The organism is Streptomyces sp. KL2 (assembly GCF_046529545.1).
GTDB classification, from domain to species: domain Bacteria; phylum Actinomycetota; class Actinomycetes; order Streptomycetales; family Streptomycetaceae; genus Streptomyces; species Streptomyces radiopugnans.
Genome location: NZ_CP127170.1, coordinates 4,023,839 through 4,040,401, shown reverse-complemented (window position 1 = coordinate 4,040,401; position 16,563 = coordinate 4,023,839). Strand labels below are relative to the sequence as shown.

Annotated in this window: 13 protein-coding genes; 7 read left to right on the top strand and 6 right to left on the bottom strand. The window is 74.1% G+C overall.

Going from position 1 to position 16,563, the window contains the following annotated elements; translation table 11 throughout:
- Positions 1-27 precede the first annotated feature (27 nt).
- Genes QPK52_RS18175 through QPK52_RS18165 form a run of 3 tightly spaced genes read right to left on the bottom strand, consistent with a single transcriptional unit; the run spans position 28 to position 2,013 of the window.
- Complete coding sequence (locus QPK52_RS18175) at positions 28-864, bottom strand: Fpg/Nei family DNA glycosylase (protein WP_410538540.1); 837 nt, start codon at positions 862-864, stop codon at positions 28-30.
- A 25-nt stretch (positions 865-889) separates the two neighbouring features.
- Positions 890-1,378 (bottom strand): ribose-5-phosphate isomerase, encoded by a 489-nt coding sequence (locus QPK52_RS18170; RefSeq protein ID WP_410538539.1) that lies wholly within the window; start codon positions 1,376-1,378, stop codon positions 890-892.
- A gap of 26 nt (positions 1,379-1,404) precedes the next feature.
- Positions 1,405-2,013 (bottom strand): biotin transporter BioY, encoded by a 609-nt coding sequence (locus QPK52_RS18165; protein ID WP_410538538.1) that lies wholly within the window; start codon positions 2,011-2,013, stop codon positions 1,405-1,407.
- Between the two features lie 356 nt (positions 2,014-2,369).
- On the opposite strand from QPK52_RS18165, the gene QPK52_RS18160 reads away from it, so the two are divergent.
- Complete coding sequence (locus tag QPK52_RS18160) at positions 2,370-3,803, top strand: amino acid permease (protein WP_410538537.1); 1,434 nt, start codon at positions 2,370-2,372, stop codon at positions 3,801-3,803.
- A 257-nt stretch (positions 3,804-4,060) separates the two neighbouring features.
- Here QPK52_RS18160 and QPK52_RS18155 read toward each other — a convergent pair whose 3' ends face one another.
- Positions 4,061-4,708: a DsbA family protein gene (locus QPK52_RS18155; RefSeq protein WP_410538535.1), complete on the bottom strand. Its 648-nt coding sequence runs from the start codon at positions 4,706-4,708 to the stop codon at positions 4,061-4,063.
- A 245-nt stretch (positions 4,709-4,953) separates the two neighbouring features.
- Here QPK52_RS18155 and pepN (QPK52_RS18150) point away from each other — a divergent pair, with 245 nt between their 5' ends.
- Positions 4,954-7,566, top strand: coding sequence for an aminopeptidase N (pepN, locus tag QPK52_RS18150; protein ID WP_410538534.1), 2,613 nt, complete (start codon positions 4,954-4,956; stop codon positions 7,564-7,566).
- 102 nt (positions 7,567-7,668) lie between these two features.
- Complete coding sequence (locus tag QPK52_RS18145; RefSeq protein WP_410538533.1) at positions 7,669-8,751, top strand: hypothetical protein; 1,083 nt, start codon at positions 7,669-7,671, stop codon at positions 8,749-8,751.
- A gap of 67 nt (positions 8,752-8,818) precedes the next feature.
- Here QPK52_RS18145 and QPK52_RS18140 read toward each other — a convergent pair whose 3' ends face one another.
- A complete protein-coding gene (locus QPK52_RS18140) occupies positions 8,819-9,190 on the bottom strand; it encodes a helix-turn-helix transcriptional regulator (RefSeq protein WP_410538532.1) in 372 nt (123 codons plus the stop codon).
- A gap of 151 nt (positions 9,191-9,341) precedes the next feature.
- Between QPK52_RS18140 and QPK52_RS18135 the strand changes: the two genes are divergently transcribed.
- Both QPK52_RS18135 and QPK52_RS18130 read left to right on the top strand, forming a co-directional pair.
- Entirely contained in the window at positions 9,342-9,851 is a 510-nt protein-coding gene (locus tag QPK52_RS18135; RefSeq protein WP_410538531.1) for a universal stress protein, read from the top strand.
- The gene (locus QPK52_RS18130) at positions 9,848-10,918 is read left to right on the top strand and encodes a TerC family protein (protein ID WP_410538530.1); all 1,071 of its coding nucleotides are present in this window, start codon (positions 9,848-9,850) and stop codon (positions 10,916-10,918) included. Before QPK52_RS18135 ends, QPK52_RS18130 begins: the two co-directional genes overlap by 4 nt.
- 86 nt (positions 10,919-11,004) lie before the next feature.
- On the opposite strand, the gene pepN (QPK52_RS18125) is transcribed toward QPK52_RS18130, so the two are convergent.
- On the bottom strand, positions 11,005-13,584 hold the full coding sequence (pepN, locus tag QPK52_RS18125) for an aminopeptidase N (RefSeq protein WP_410538529.1): 2,580 nt from the start codon (positions 13,582-13,584) through the stop codon (positions 11,005-11,007).
- Between the two features lie 213 nt (positions 13,585-13,797).
- Here pepN (QPK52_RS18125) and QPK52_RS18120 point away from each other — a divergent pair, with 213 nt between their 5' ends.
- Together QPK52_RS18120 and QPK52_RS18115 are read left to right on the top strand one after the other, a co-directional pair.
- Positions 13,798-14,556: a Clp protease N-terminal domain-containing protein gene (locus QPK52_RS18120; protein WP_410538528.1), complete on the top strand. Its 759-nt coding sequence runs from the start codon at positions 13,798-13,800 to the stop codon at positions 14,554-14,556.
- A 255-nt stretch (positions 14,557-14,811) separates the two neighbouring features.
- Positions 14,812-16,527, top strand: a complete 1,716-nt coding sequence (locus tag QPK52_RS18115; protein WP_410538527.1) for a TIGR03767 family metallophosphoesterase — start codon at positions 14,812-14,814, stop codon at positions 16,525-16,527.
- Positions 16,528-16,563: the final 36 nt, after the last annotated feature.

Sequence of the window (16,563 nt, the reverse complement as noted above, 5' to 3'; positions counted from 1 at the left end):
GGTGGGCCCGGTGGGCCCGGCGGCGGGTCAGGGCTTCTGGCAGCCGGGACACCAGAACAGGTTGCGGGCGGCGAGCGGTGCGGTGCGGACCTCCTCGCCGCAGACGTGGCAGGGCATCCCGGCCCGGCGGTAGACGTACACCTCGCCGCCGTGGTCGTCCACGCGCGGCGGGCGGCCCATGGCCTCGGGGGTGTGCTCGGGCCGCACGGTGTCGATGCGGTTGTCGCGCACGCCCTCGCGCATCAGCCCGGCCAGGTCCGCCCAGACCGCCTCCCACTCGGCCCGGGTGAGGTCCTTGCCCGCCCGGTACGGATCGATGTTGTGCCTGAAGAGGACCTCGGCGCGGTAGACGTTGCCGACGCCCGCGACGACCTTCTGGTCCATCAGCAGCGCGGCGACCGTGGTGCGGCTGCGGGATATCCGCGCCCAGGCCCGCTCGGGGTCGGCGTCGGCGCGCAGCGGGTCGGGACCCAGACGGCCGGTGACCGCGTCCTTCTCGGCTCCGGTGAGCAGCTCGCAGGTGTTGGGGCCGCGCAGGTCGGCGTAGGCCGGGGGCGCCTCGGCGGTGGCCAGGCGCAGGCGTACCTGCCCGACGGGGGCGGGGGGCGCTCCCCGCCCGAGGGCGAAGGAGCCGTACAGGCCGAGGTGGATGTGGATCCAGTCGCCGCCGGCCTCCCCCTCGAAACGGGGGAAGCCGAGGAAGAGGTGCTTGCCGTGGGCGTCGGCACCGCCCATCGTCCGGCCGTCGACGAGGGCGGCCCCGCCCTCGAAGCGGCCCTGGGGGCTGGAGGCTTGGACGGGCCGGCCGCCGAACCTCTCGTCGAGGTCGGCGGCCAGCCGGTGGATGGTGTGGCCTTCTGGCACGGGTGCGGGTCAGTCCTCGCGGGGTTCAGTCCTGCTGGGGGTGGTGGGCGGGGACGGGCGGGAGGTTCCCGGTCCGCTCGTACGACGAGAGCATGTCGATGCGGCGGACGTGCCGCTCGTCGCCGGAGAAGGGGGTGTCGAGGAAGGTCCGCACGAAGGAGACGGCCTCCTCGGCGGTGTGCATCCGGGCGCCGATGCTGATGACGTTGGCGTCGTTGTGCTCCCGGCCCAGCCTGGCGGTCTCCACGCTCCACGCCAGTGCGGCCCGCACTCCCTTGACCTTGTTGGCGGCGATGGCCTCGCCGTTGCCCGAGCCGCCGATGACGATGCCCAGGGAGTCCTCGTCGTCGGCGGTCTGCTCCGCGGCACGCAGGCAGAAGGGCGGGTAGTCGTCAGCCGCGTCGTAGATGTGCGGGCCGCAGTCGACGGGCTCGTGCCCGGCCTCCTTCAGCCACTGGACGAGGTGGTTCTTCAGTTCGTAGCCGGCATGGTCGGAGCCGAGGTACACGCGCATGGGACGGAAGTCTATTCAGGGCCTGCTCAGGACTTGCGACCGACCAGCTTCCAGGCCGCGGGGAGGGCTCCCATGGCCAGGGCCGCCTTGAGCGCGTCACCGACCAGGAAGGGCACCAGGCCGGCCGCGACGGCCTGGCCGACGGACATGCCCGTGGCCAGCGCCAGGTAGGGGACGCCGACGGCGTAGATGATCGCGGTGCCCACGGCCATGGTCCCGGCGGTGCGCAGCACGCCGCGGTCCCCGCCGCGGCGGGCCAGGGCGCCGACGGCGACGGCGGCCAGCAGCATGCCGATGATGTAGCCGAAGGAGGGCATCGCGGCGCCGGAGGCGCCCTCGGCGAACCACGGCATCCCGGCCACGCCCGCGGCGGCGTACAGGCCCATGGAGGCCAGGGCGCGGCGGGGCCCCAGGCCGGCGCCCAGGAGCAGGGCGGCGAAGGTCTGGCCGGTGACGGGGACGGGCGAGCCCGGCACGGGGACGGCGAGCTGCGCGGCCACACCGGTGAGCGCGGCGCCGCCGAGGACCAGCGCCGCGTCGCGCAGGCGGGCGCGGGTCGCGGTGGAGGCGGGCAGGACGTCGGCGAGGACGGCGCCCGGGCGGACGGTGGCGGTGGCGGTGGCAGAGGTGCTCATCACGGCTCCGGTCTCGTGAGGACTTCGGGGACGCCCCGACGTTAACCGACGTTAGCCCCGGAGCCCCCGTGAGATTGGCGACAAAGAAGGGGCGGTCCACCTTGTGGGAGACGGCTGGAGGGGGACTGGAGGGCGGCCGTGCGCACCCGCCGGTGCCGCTTTCCCCCGCCCCGGCGGGGGCGTTGGCGAGGGCGCGGTCGTGCGCGCCGCCGGTACGCACGCAGAGCGGCCAAGGCGTCCGGATATCGGACAGAAGGGCGAGGGGCGTTGCCGCGGGCCGGGTCGGGCGCCCACACTGGCCGGGTGCGGAACCAACTACTCCGCTTCCCCCCGACCCCCTGGACGGCACCTTCCCCATGTCCGGCACGCCCGATCTGAAGACCACCGCCTCCCCCCGCCGGGAGGCGGGCGGCACCGAGCACTCCGCCCTCTCCCACGGCCTCAAGCAGCGCCATCTGTCGATGATCGCACTCGGCGGTGTGATCGGCGCCGGCCTCTTCGTCGGCTCCGGTGCGGGCATCGCCGCCGCGGGCCCGTCCATCGTCCTGGCCTACGCCGCCTCCGGGCTGCTGGTGATGCTGGTGATGCGGATGCTCGGCGAGATGTCCGCCGCCCACCCCGCCTCCGGTTCCTTCTCCGTGCACGCCGAGCGCGCCATCGGCCCGTGGGCCGGCTTCACCGCCGGGTGGATCTTCTGGGTGCTGCTGTGCGTGGCCGTCGCCGTGGAGGCGCTGGGCGCGGCGACGATCATGGCGGGCTGGCTCCCGGGCACACCGCAGTGGCTGTGGGTCGCCGTCTTCATGGCGGCGTTCACCGGCAGCAACCTGCTGGCCGTGCGGAACTTCGGCGAGTACGAGTTCTGGTTCGCCGCCCTGAAGGTCGCCGCGATCGTCCTCTTCATCGCCCTGGGCCTGGTGGCCGTCCTCGGCCTGCTGCCCGGCACCCCCTCCCCCGGCCTGGACAACCTCACCGGGCAGGGCGGCTTCCTGCCCAACGGCACGGAGGGCCTGGTCGTCGGCCTGCTGGCCTCGGTCTTCGCCTACGGCGGACTGGAGACGGTGACCATCGCCGCGGCCGAGTCGCGGGACCCGGTGCGGGGGGTGGCCAGGGCCGTGCGCACGGCGATGTGGCGCATCGCCGTCTTCTACGTCGGCTCGATCGCGGTGATCGTCACACTGATCCCCTGGGACGACGAGTCGGTGCTCGCCGGCCCGTACGCCGCCGTGCTGGACCACATCGGCGTCCCGGCCGCCGCCGAGGTCATGAACGTGGTGGTGCTGGTCGCCCTGCTGTCGGCCATGAACGCCAACATCTACGGCGCCTCGCGGATGGCGTACTCCCTGGTCGCCCGGGGCGAGGGCCCGGCCTTCCTGGGGCGGGTCAGCGGAGGGGTGCCGCGCCGGACGGTGCTGGCCTCGGCCGCCTTCGGTTTCTTCGCCGTGCTGCTGAGCTTCTGGTGGCCCGACACCGTCTTCGCCTGGCTGCTGAACATGGTGGGCGCCGCCGTGCTGGTGGTGTGGGGCTTCATCGCCGTCTCCCAGCTGATCACCCGCCGCAGGCTGGAGCGGGAGGCGCCGGAGCGGCTGGTGGTGCGCATGTGGCTGTTCCCCGCGCTGACCTGGCTGTCGCTGGCGGGGGTGGCCGCGGTGCTGCTGCTGATGCTGCGCGAGGGCGACACCCGCACCCAGCTCGCCTTCACCGCCGGGCTCACCCTGGCCCTGTCGGCGGCCGGGCTGGTGCGGCAGCGGCGGGCCGCGGCGAGGGCCGCCCAGACGGCGCGCGAGGGGTAGCCGCCGCGCCGGCGTGCGCACCGGTGTGCCGCTGTTGCCCGCCCTACCTTGTTGCACATAATGTGCAACAAGGCAGGGCGCCGGAGGGCCCGCGCACCGCACGGCCTCCCCGCCGCGCCGGGCCCCACCGTCCTCCGTACCGCCTGCCGCCCTCGCGATCGTCTTCTCAGCCTCCGCGTGTCACGGGCGACAGGCGGGACGGAAGGTCCCCGCAGGCGGACGGGAACGGCGGGCGGGAACGGAAGCGGGGACGGGGCTCAGTCGAACTTCGGGTCCTCCGTACGGGTCCGCTTCAGCTCGAAGAAGCCGGGGGTGGAGGCCACCATCAGCGTGCCGTCCCACAGCCGGGCCGCGGCCTCGCCCTTGGGCGCCGGGGTGACGACCGGCCCGAAGAACGCGGTCTGCCTCCCGTCCGGGCCCGGTACGGCGATCACCGGCGTGCCGACCTCCTGGCCGACCAGGCCGATGCCCTCCTCGTGCGAGGCGCGCAGCCGCTCGTCGTACGCGTCCGTGTGCGCCGCGTCCGCCAGGTCCTCGGGGAGACCGGCCTCCTTCAGGGCGTCCACGATCGTGGCGCGCTCGTTGGGCAGGCCCCGGTTGTGGAAGCGGGTGCCCAGGGCGGTGTAGAGCGGGCCGAGCACCTCGGGGCCGTGCTTCTGCTCGGCGGCGGTCAGCACGCGCACCGGGCCCCAGCCGGCCTCCATCAGGTCGACGTACTGCTGCGGCAGCTCGTCCAGCCGGTTCTCGTTGAGCACCGACAGGCTCATCACGTGCCAGCGCACCTCCACCGGACGGACCTTCTCCACCTCCAGCATCCAGCGGGAGGTCATCCAGGCCCACGGGCAGATGGGGTCGAACCAGAAGTCGGCCGGGGTCCTGGTCGCGGTCTCGGGCGTCTCGGACATGCGGATCTCCTCGTCGTACGGGTCGTGCGGGTCGTCTTCCCGCGGGCGCGCACGGACGGCGGCCGTCGCGCGGACGGCCGCCGGGGTGCCCAACGGGAACGCCCGGGAGCCGTGCGGTGATTCCCGCCCGCCCCCTGCCCCGCCCCGGCCCGTCCGACCGACCGGTCGACCGCCCGCGCGCCGGTGCGCGGGCGCATGAAATCCTGGCCCTCCGATGTCGAGACGCGAGACGAGGGAGTCACGCCGTGCCCGGTGAGAATCTGACCCGTGACGAGGCCCGGGAGCGCGCCCGGCTGCTGACCGTGGACGGGTACGACGTCGCGCTCGACCTGCGCTCCGCGGTCGGGCCCCACCCCGGGGACGGCCCGCGCACCTTCCGCTCCACCACCACGATCCGCTTCCGCTGCGCCGAGCCGGGCGCCTCCACCTTCGCCGACCTGCTGGCCCCGGCGGTCGCCTCGGTGACGCTCAACGGCCGCGAGCTGAACGCGGACGAGGTGTTCGACGGCACGCGCGTCGCGCTGGACTCCCTGGAGGCCGAGAACACCCTGACCGTGGACGCCTGGTGCGCGTACAGCCGCACCGGCGAGGGGATGCACCACTTCGTCGACCCCGAGGACGGCGAGACCTACCTCTACACCCAGTACGAACCGGCCGACGCCCGCCGGGTGTTCGCCAACTTCGAGCAGCCCGACCTGAAGGCGCCCTTCGCCTTCACCGTCACCGCCCCCGCGCGGTGGACGGTGCTGAGCAACGGCGCGCGCACCGGCGAGCCGGAGCCGGCCGGGGAGGACGCGGCCGTCTGGCGCTTCGAGGTGACGAAGCCGATCTCGACGTACATCACCACCGTCGTGGCCGGCCCCTACCACCACGTCACCGACGTCTACCGGCGCGAGCTGCCCGGCGGCGGCGAGCTGGTGATCCCGCTGGGCGCGCTGTGCCGCAGGGGGCTGGCCCGCCACTTCGACGCCGAGAACGTCTTCGAGGTCACCAAGCAGGGCCTGGACTTCTTCCACGACCACTTCGACTACCCGTACCCGTTCGGCAAGTACGACCAGGCGTTCGTGCCCGAGTACAACCTCGGTGCGATGGAGAACCCGGGCTGTGTGACCTTCCGCGAGGAGTTCGTCTTCCGCGGCAAGGTGACCGACGCCTCCTACGAGGGGCGGGCCAACGTCATCCTGCACGAGATGGCGCACATGTGGTTCGGCGACCTGGTCACCATGGAGTGGTGGGACGACCTGTGGCTCAAGGAGTCCTTCGCCGACTTCATGGGCTCCTTCTCGATGGTGGAGGCCACCCGCTTCACCGACGGCTGGATCACCTTCGCCAACCGCCGCAAGTCCTGGGCCTACCGCGCCGACCAGCTTCCCTCCACCCATCCGATCACCGCCGACATCCGGGATCTGGAGGACGCCAAGCTCAACTTCGACGGCATCACCTACGCCAAGGGCGCCTCCGTCCTCAAGCAGCTGGTGGCGTACGTGGGGCGCGATGCCTTCCTGGAGGGCGCGCGGCGGTACTTCAAGCGCCACGAGTGGGGCAACACGCGGCTGGAGCACCTGCTGTCGGTGCTGGAGGAGACCTCCGGGCGGGACATGGGCGAGTGGGCGCGGGCCTGGCTGCAGACCGCCGGGGTCAACTCCCTCACCCCGCAGGCCGTCTACGACTCCGCCGGCCGGATCACCGAACTGGCGGTCGTCCAGGAGGCTGCCGGGGAGCACCCGGTGCTGCGCCCGCACCGGGTGGCGGTCGGGCTGTACCGGCGGCAGAGCGCGGGGGGCGCGCTGGAGCGATACGCCCGCGCGGAGGTGGACGTCACCGGCGTGCGGACGGTCGTGGAGGAGCTGACGGGCGCCGAGCGTCCCGAGCTGATCCTCGTCAACGACGACGACCTGACGTACTGCAAGGTCCGCTTCGACGAGGCCTCCCTGGACACCCTCCGCTCCCACCTGGACTCGGTCACCGACAACCTGGCCCGCGCGCTGTGCTGGTCGGCCCTGTGGAACCTCACGCGCGACGCGCTGATGCCCGCCCGCGACTTCCTCGACCTGGTGCTGCGCTTCGGCGGCCGGGAGTCCGACATCGGCGTGGTGCAGATGCTGCACGCCTGGGCGCACACCGCCCTGGTGCACTACGTCGCGCCCGAGTGGCGCGAGGAGGGCGCACGGCTGCTCGCCCACGGCGCGCTGCGGCATCTGCGGCAGGCCGAGCCGGGCGGCGACCACCAGCTCGCGTGGGCGCGGTTCTTCGCGGCCGTCGCGCACGACGAGCACGACCTGCGGATGCTGGACGGGCTGCTGGAGGGGACGGCCCGGATCGACGGGCTGGAGGTCGACCAGGAGCTGCGCTGGACCTTCCTGGAGGCGCTGGCCTCCCGGGGACTGGCCGACGAGGGGCGGCTGGCGGCCGAACTGGCCCGCGACGACACCGCCTCCGGCAAGCGGCACCAGGTGCGCTGCCTGGCCGCGCGGCCGTCGGCCGAGGTCAAGGCGCGGGCGTGGACGGACGTGGTGGACTCCGACCGCCTGTCCAACGCGCTGGTGGAGGCGACCATCTCGGGCTTCGACCAGCCGGGGCAGCGGGAGCTGCTGGCGCCGTACGCGCCGCGGTACTTCGAGGCGATCGAGCGGGTGTGGGCCGAGCGCTCCATCGAGATCGGCATGTCGGTCGTCCGCGGCCTGTTCCCGGCGCTCCAGGACAACCGGGCCGTGCTGGCGGACACGGACGCCTGGCTGGCCGCGCACGAGGACGCCGCGCCCGCGCTGCGGCGCCTGGTGCTGGAGGCCCGCGACGACGTGGCGCGGGCCCTGCGGGCGCAGCGCTGCGACGCTGCCGCCCATGCGGCGGCGAGCTGATCGGCGCTCGAACGCCCGTCCTTTAGGACGGGCGTGTCCGCGTTCGTCGACAGGCGTGTAACAGAGGTTGGCGGGCGGAACGCGGGCGGGAATCGCGGGGACATGAGCCATGACACCCCCGTGTCCCCCCGCCCCGTCCGCCGCCTGTCGCACGTACGCCGCCGGGTGGTGACGGCCCGCACGCTGCGCGAGCGCGGCGTGTCGGCCGCCACCGCCGGCGAGCGCTGCCGGCCGGGCGGCCCCTGGCAGATGCCGCTGCCCGGTGTCTACCTGCTGCACCCCGGGCCGCCGACCGGCGAGGAGCGGCTGCACGCGGTGCTGCTGTACGCGGCGGGGCCGGAGCGCGTACCGGGGCCGGCCTCCCCCGGCCCCGCCGTCCCTCCCGCCGTCCGTTCCTCCGCGCGTCCCGCCGTACGCGAGGCGCAGGCCGTGATCACCGGGCCCGCCGCGCTCGCCCTGCACGGCTTCTCCTCCACTCCCCCGCTGTCCGCCCTGGAGCACATCGACGTGCTGGTGCCGCACACCCGGCGGCTGCGTCCGGCCGGCTGCGCCCGTGTGGTGCGCACCCGCTCCCTCCCCGCGGCCGAGGAGGTCACCGGCCTGCCCGTGGCCCCCGTGCCCCGCGCCCTGGCCGACACCGCCGCCCGGACCGGTGACGCGGTGGCGGTGCGCCGGATGCTGACCGAGGCGGTGCGCGGCGGCCACTGCGAGGCGCGGGCCGTCGTCCGCGAGCTGGTACGGGCCCGGCTGCTGGGCCGCCCGCACCTGGCGGACGCCGTGGACGCGCTGCTGGCCGAGAGCCGGTCGGTGGCCGAGAGCCTGCTGTACGGCCTGGTCCGCGCCCACGGCCTGCCCGACCCCTGCTGGAACGTCGACCTCCGGCTGCCCGGCGGCCACCATCTCGGCAGCGTGGACGCCTACTGGCCGGAGCAGGCCGTGGCCGTCGAGATCGACCTCCGCGACGGCACGGGCGAGCAGGGGGGCGCGGGCGCGGAAGGCAGCACACGCCCGCCGGCGTACGCCCGCAAGCGCGAGCGGCTGCGGGGCCAGGGCGTCACGGTCGTCCACGTCACCGCGGCCGCGCTCCGCGACCGGCCCGCGCAGCAGGCCGCCGTGGTCCGCACCGCCCTGATGACCGCGCCCGAGCGCGGGCCGGCCGCGTACGTGGAGGTCCTGCCGCGGTGAGTGCCCGGCCCCGGGCCCTCGGACATCCGAGGCCGCCGGGCCCTCGGGCCGCCGGGTCCCCGGACCGTCAGGTGCCGGAGGCCTCCTGCCTCCCCGCCTCCCGGGCCGCCGCGTCCCGGGAGGCGGGGACTGCCGGGGAATCCTCGCGGTGGAGGAAGGTGTCGAGCAGGTCGCCGACGGGGTGGCCGGCCTCCGAGGGGTGGCGCAGGGAGACGGTGGGGTCGATCGTGTAGCGGTTGCGCCTGCCGACCCGGGTGCGGCTGAGGTACCCGGCGGCCTCCAGGTCGGCGACGATCGCCTGGGTCGCGCGCTCGGTGATGCCGATGGACGCCGCGACGTCCCGCAGCCGGATCTCGGGGTCGCGGGCGATGTGCAGGAGCACGCGGGCGTGGTTGGTGAGGAAGGTCCACCGGTCGCCGCGGGAGGGGGAGGCGGTCATGCCTCCATCGTACGATCCGCGCTTCGTGTGTCACTCCCCGAAATGCGTTCCATGATTAGCGAAGAATTTTTCGCGTAATTATTGACGCGCTTCTCCCTTCGGGTGACCCTTGGGGCATATGACCGTTTCCGCGCAGGAAGGCGGATCCGCCGTGACCATGCCGCACCTCCCGCCCCGACCGATCGCCGCCGTCCTCACCGACCGCCTCGACGACATCGCCGTCGTCGACGACGCCGTACGCCTGGCCGGGATCCACCGGGCGCCCCTGCTGCTGGTGGCCGTGCTGCCCGCGCACGTGGACGACCGGGCCGCCGGGCAGGCGGGCGCCGCCGTCCTGGCCAGGGTGCTGCCCCGCGTCGGACGGGCCGGCCTGGGCCACATCCCCGCCGCCCACCGCCTGACGCCGCGCCGCGGCGCACGGCTGCGGACGGCCGCCGGGGTGATCGCCCTGGCCCGCCGGAACCGCTGCGACGCGGTGGTCGCCGCCCGTACGGGCCCCGCCGGCGCCGACGCCGGCGCGCTGCGGGAGGCCTCCGCCCTCCACGGCGGCCCGCCGGTGCACACGGCGGACCCCGCGCCCTGGACCCCCCTGCGCGGCACCGCGCCCGGCCCGTCGGGCCGGGCGGCCCCTCGGACGACGGAAGGAACCCGATCCCGTTGAACGATCCGTCCCTGGCCGTCCCCTTGTGGGTGTGGGCCGCCCTGACCCTCGGCATCGCCGCGATGCTCGCCGTCGACCTGCTCGCCCACCGCGACAACCATGTGATCGGCTTCCGCGAGGCGGCGGCCTGGAGCGCGGTGTGGATCGCCGCCGGCCTGGGCTTCGGCCTCGTGCTGTGGGCCTGGCAGGGCGGCGACACCGCCGGCACCTACTACGCGGGCTATCTGATCGAGAAGGCCCTCTCGATCGACAACGTCTTCGTCTTCGCCCTGGTCTTCTCGTTCTTCGCCGTTCCCGACGCCTACCAGCACAAGATCCTCTTCTGGGGCGTGATCGGCGCGCTCGTCGCCCGGCTGGTGTTCATCTTCGTCGGGGCCGAACTGCTCCAGGTCTTCTTCTGGACCGCCTACCTCTTCGGCGCCTTCCTGATCTGGACCGGCTGGAAGATGGCCTTCTCGCACGACGAGGAGGTGCACCCCGACCGCAACCCGCTCGTACGGCTGGTGAAGAAGGTCGTTCCGACCGACTCGCGGTACCACGGGGACCGCTTCTTCGTCCGGATCGACGGGCGCCGGGTGGCCACCCTGCTGTTCGTCGCCCTCGTCGCGATCGAGGCCACCGACCTGATCTTCGCCATCGACTCGGTCGCCGCCGTCCTGGCCATCACCACCGACACCTTCCTGGTGTGGACGGCCAACGCCTTCGCCGTCCTCGGCCTGCGCAGCCTGTACTTCTGCCTGTCCGGGCTGCTGCGGCGCTTCGCCTACCTCCACTACGGGCTGGCGTTCCTGCTCGTCTTCGCCGGCGTCAAGCTGATCCTGTCCGAGACCCCCGTCGGCAAGCTCCCCATCCCCGTCACCCTGGGGGTCATCGCCGCCACCATCGCCGTCTCGATCGGCTGGTCCCTGGCGGCCACCCGCTCCCGGGGCGGAGACGGGACCGGAGACGGGGCCGGAGACGGGACCGGGGCCGGGGACAGCGGCGGCGACCACAGGGACGGCGCGGACGACGGAGACGGCCGGGGCGGCGGGGACGCGTCCGTACCGCGCGGCGTCCCGTCCGGCTGAGAAGTCCGCGAACCCGGGAAGCACCGAAGGGGGCGGCGCCCGCGCCGGAAGCGCGGGCGCCGCCCCCTTCCGGGGCTCCCGGAGCGTCAGGCGGCCGCCGCCGCGTCCGCCGCCTGCGCCTTCAGGGCGCGCTCGATCCCCGCGCGCGACTCGGTCACCAGGCGGCGCAGGGCCGCGCTGGGCTCCGCCGACTCCAGCCAGGCGTCCGTGGCCCGCAGCGTCTCCTCGGAGACCTGGAGGGACGGGTAGAGGCCGACCGCGATCTGCTGGGCCATCTCGTGGCTGCGCGACTCCCACACGCCCTTGAGCGCGTCGAAGTACTTCGCGGTGTACGGGGCGAGCAGCTCGCGCTGGTCGGTCTGGACGAAGCCGCCGATGACCGACTCCTGCATGGCGTTGGGCAGCTTGTCGGACTCCACGACCGAGGCCCACGCCTCCGCCTTGGCCTCCTGCGTCGGCCGGGCCGCCCGCGCCGCCGCCGCGTGCCGCTCGCCGGCCGAGGTGCGGTCGCGCTCCAGCTCGGCCTCGATGGCGTCGGCGTCCGCGCGCCCGGTGGCCGCGAGGCGGTGGAGCAGGGCCCAGCGCAGCTCGGTGTCCACCGTCAGGCCCTCGATCTCCTCGCTGCCGTCCAGCAGACCGGCGATCAGGCCGAGCTGCTCGTCGGTGCGGGCGGTGGCGGCCAGCGCCCGCGCCCAGGCGAGCTGGTGGTCGCTGCCGGGCTCGGCCGTGCGCAGCCGCTCCAGCGCGGCCTCGGACCAGCGCAGCAGGCCGCTCTCGCGCCAGCCCGGGGCGGCGTACAGGTCCAGGGCCAGCTTGACCTGCCGCTGGAGGGACTGGACCAAGCCGATGTCGGACTCCTTGCCGATGCCGGAGAGCACCAGCTCCAGGTAGTCGCGGGCGGCCATCTCGCCGTCGCGGGTCATGTCCCAGGCCGAGGCCCAGCACAGGGCGCGCGGCAGCGACTCGGTGAAGTCGCCCAGGTGGCCGGTGACGGTGGCCAGGGACGCCTCGTCGAGGCGGACCTTGGCGTAGGACAGGTCGTCGTCGTTGAGCAGGACCACCGCCGGGCGGCGGGCGCCGGCCAGTTCGGGCACCTCGGTGCGCTCGCCGTCCACGTCCAGCTCGATCCGGCCGGTGCGCACCAGCTTCCCGTCCTCCAGCTCGTAGGAGCCGACGGCGATGCGGTGCGGGCGCAGCAGCGGCTCGCCCTTGGCGCCCGCGGGCAGGGCCGGGGCCTCCTGGCGTACGGCGAAGGAGGTGATGACGCCGTCCGCGTCCACCTCGATCTCCGGGCGCAGGATGTTGATGCCGGCCGTCTCCAGCCACGCCTTCGACCAGGTCTTCAGATCGCGGCCGGAGGTCTCCTCCAGGGCGGTGAGCAGGTCGGTCAGGCGGGTGTTGCCCCAGGCGTGCCGCTTGAAGTACGTCTGCACGCCGCGGAAGAAGGCGTCCTCGCCGACGTAGGCCACCAGCTGCTTGAGGACGGAGGCGCCCTTGGCGTAGGTGATGCCGTCGAAGTTGACCAGGACGTCGTCCAGGTCGCGGATCTCGGCCATGATCGGGTGCGTGGAGGGGAGCTGGTCCTGGCGGTAGGCCCAGGTCTTCATGGAGTTGGCGAAGGTCGTCCACGCGTGCGGCCAGCGGCTGCCGGGCGCGGCGGCCTGGCAGGCGATGGAGGTGTAGGTGGCGAACGACTCGTTCAGCCACAGGTCGTTCCACCACTCCATGGTGACCAGGTCGCCGAACCACATGTGGGCCAGCTCGTGCAGGATCGTCTCGGCCCGCACCTCGTAGGCGGCGTCCGTCACCTTGGAGCGGAAGACGTACTGGTCGCGGATGGTGACGGCGCCCGCGTTCTCCATCGCGCCCGCGTTGAACTCCGGGACGAACAGCTGGTCGTACTTGGCGAAGGGGTAGGGGTGGTCGAACTTCTCCTCGAACCAGTCGAACCCCTGCCGGGTGACCTCGAAGATCGCGTCCGCGTCCAGGTGCTCGGCCAGCGAGGGGCGGCAGTAGACGCCCAGCGGGACGCTGCGGCCGTCGCCGTCCTCCCAGCTGCTGTGCACCGAGTGGTACGGGCCGGCGATCAGCGCGGTGATGTAGGAGGAGATGCGCGGGGTGGGCTCGAAGCGCCAGACGTTGCCGTGCGGCCCCTCGGCCTTGGGGGTGGGCGAGTTGGAGATCACCGTCCAGCCCTCGGGGGCGGTGACGGTGAAGGCGAAGGACGCCTTCAGGTCGGGCTGCTCGAAGCAGGCGAAGACCCGGCGGGCGTCGGGCACCTCGAACTGCGTGTAGAGGTATGCCTGCTGGTCGACGGGGTCGACGAAGCGGTGCAGGCCCTCGCCGGTGTTGGTGTACGCGCAGTCGGCGACCACGCGCAGCTCGTTGCGTCCGGCGACCAGGCCGGGCAGGGCGATGCGCGAGTCGGCGAAGGCCTCGGCGGGGTCGAGGGACTCGCCGTTGAGGACGATCTCGTGCACGGCCGGGGCCACCAGGTCGATGAAGCTCTCCCGGGCCTCGCGCGCGTCGAACCTCACCGTGGTGGCCGAGCGGAAGGTTCCTCCCTCCTGCGCGCCGGAGAGGTCGAGCTCGATCTCGTACGAGTCCACCTCTAGCAGACGGGCCCGCTCCCGCGCCTCTTCGCGCGTGAGGTTCGTACCAGGCACCTGCGTCATCTCCTTCGTGTGTCCGGGTCCTCGTTTTCCGGCCATCCTCGCACGCCCGTCCCGGGGGGCGTGACGGCCTTTTCCCGCCGGTACCTGCGGCGATGCGGAGCGGCGGCGGGGCCGTGGCGGAACGCGGCGCCCCCTCCGGGACGACCGGCCGGAAGTCGTCAACCCTGGGTTGACGGGTCAATGTCGTCAACCTATGGTTGACGCATGGAGAATCCGACCCCCCTCACGGGCACCGTCCGCCTGGACGACCTGATCGAGGGCATCAAGCAGACAGAGTCCGACGTCCTGCGGCAGCTCTCCACCGCCGTCCTCACCGCGGAGCACCTCGGCGAGGTGGCCGACCACCTGATCGGCCACTTCGTGGACCAGGCCCGGCGTTCGGGCGCCTCCTGGACCGACATCGGCCGGAGCATGGGCATCACCAAGCAGGCCGCCCAGAAGCGCTTCGTCCCCAAGGGCTCCGCACCGGACCTGGACCCCGCCCAGGGGTTCGGCCGGTTCACCCCCCGCGCCAGGAACGCCGTGGTGGCGGCGCAGAACGAGGCCCGGGCGGCGGGCCACGGCGAGATCCGGCCCGAGCACCTGGCCCTGGGGCTGCTCGGCGATCCGGACGGGCTCGCCGCCAAGGCGGTCGCCGCGCAGGGCGTGACGGCGGAGGCGGCCCGGGAGGCCCTCACCGCGGCGCTGCCGCCCGCGGCCGGCGAGGCGCCCGAACTCGTCCCGTTCGACGCGGGGGCGAAGAAGGCGCTGGAGCTCACCTTCCGCGAGGCGCTGCGGCTGGGCCACAACTACATCGGCACCGAGCACGTCCTGCTGGCGCTGCTGGAACTGGAGGACGGCGACGGCCCGCTGAGCGGCCTGGGCGTCACCAAGGCGGCCGCCGAGGCGTACGTCGCCGAGGCGCTGGCCGCGTTCGCGGCCGCACAGGGCGGCTCGCGGCCGGAGGCGGCCCCGGAGGGGTGAGCCGCAGGGCGTGAGACCGGGGGGCGGCAGGGAGGCCGGGGGGCCGGGGGGCCGGGAGGTGAACTCCCGGCCTCCCCGGTGAACGCACGACGAGCGGGACGTGGCGGGCAAGGCCCCCGGTGATCCATGAGCGCTGTTCGGTGCCGGACGTTCGCGCGCCGTTGGAACGCGGGTCACCACGGCTGCCGACGATCCCGGTGGGCGGGGGAACGCCCCGTCCCAAGGCGCCGCGTTCGCATCCGGGGAGAGACGCCCATGTCCCGCAGCAGCCAGCCCGCCCGCCGCACCGCCCCTCACCGCGCCCTCGACCGCCGCACCCTGCTCGCCGCCGCCGGAGTCGCCGCGGTCGCCACCGGGGCGGGGGTGGCCCTCGGCGGAGGCGGGGGCCCGGCCGACGCCGCCGCGCCCACCGCCGCCCCGCCGTCCCCGCCCGCCTCCCCGTCCCCCTCGCCCACCGCCCCGGCCGCCCCCTCCCCCGCCGGGACCACGCTGGAGAGCACCGCCGCGCCGCGCGGCGCGGCCGGCTACCGGCGGCTGGGCGAGGGGCGCGGCTGGGAGCGGGTCGTACGGCAGGACCTGGCCGCCGCGGGCGGGGCGCGCGAGGACCGGCGCACCGTCCTGGCCTCCTTCGTCCACCTCACCGACACCCACGTCACCGACGTGCAGCACCCGCTGCGCTTCGAGTACATGCGCTCCGGGAAGCCCGGCGCCTGGCGCCCGCACGAGGCGCTGTCGGTGCACGGCCTGGTCTCGATGATCGAGCGGATCAACTCGCTGCGCGGCGGCCCGGCCACCGGCGCGCCGCTCGGCTTCGCGATCACCACCGGGGACAACACCGACAACAACTGCCGTGCCGAGACGGAGTGGTTCCTCACCGCGATGAGCGGCGGCCGCATCACCCCCAACACCGGCGACCCGCTGCGCTACGAGGGAGTGCAGAACTCCGGACTGCCCCTGTACTGGCACCCGGAGGGCGGGGCGGACGACACCGACCGGGGCCGGTACGGCTTCCCCCGCCTCGACGGCTTCCTCGACGCCGCGATCCGGCGGCTCACCAGCCCCGGCCTGGCCATCCCCTGGTACTCCACCGTCGGCAACCACGACGACCTCCACGGCGGCCACTTCGCGGGCAGCGCGTACTTCACCGACCTGGCCACCGGGGAGCGGAAGCTGTACGAGCTGCCCGAGGCCGAGGCCGCCGCGCTCCACAGATCGGTGCGCGGGGGCCGCGACACCCGGGGCACCGCGCTGAGGGAACTGCTGCGCGCCCACGCCCGCAGGACGCGCACCGTCACCCCCGACCCCTCCCGCGCGCCCCTCACCACCCGGGAGTACGCCGCGGCGCACCTGGATCCGGCGTACACCGGGCCCGGCCCGGTCGGCCACGGCTACACCCGGGCCGCCCTGGAGGAGGGGCGGCTGTACTACTCCTTCCGCGTCGCCGACGGCGTGCTCGGCGTCAGCCTGGACACCACCAACCCCGACGGCGACTACCGGGGCCACATCGGCGCCGCCCAACTGCGCTGGCTGGACCGCGAGCTGACCCGCCACGGCGACGACCGCGTGCTGGTCTTCAGCCACCACTACAGCGACTCCGTCACCGTCGGCGGCGCCGAGCTGACCGCGCTGCTGGGGCGGCACGCCAATGTGATCGCCTGGATCAACGGCCACAGCCACCGCAACCGGATCGTGCCGCACGGTCACTTCTGGGAGATCACCACCGCCTCGCACGTGGACCACCCGCAGCTCGCCCGCGTCATCGAGCTGACGGACAACGGCGACGGCACCCTCTCCCTCTTCACCACCTGCGTCGAGTCCGCGGCCCCTTACGCCGCCGACCCCGGCGACCTCTCCCCCGCCGGCCTGGCCTCGCTCTACCGCGAGCTGGCCTTCAACGCCCCGGGCCGCAGCACGGCCCTGACCGGCAAGGCGGGCGACCGCAACACGGAACTGCTGCTGCGGCGCCCCTGAGGGGGACGGCGGGGGCCCGCCGGGGGGGCACCGCCG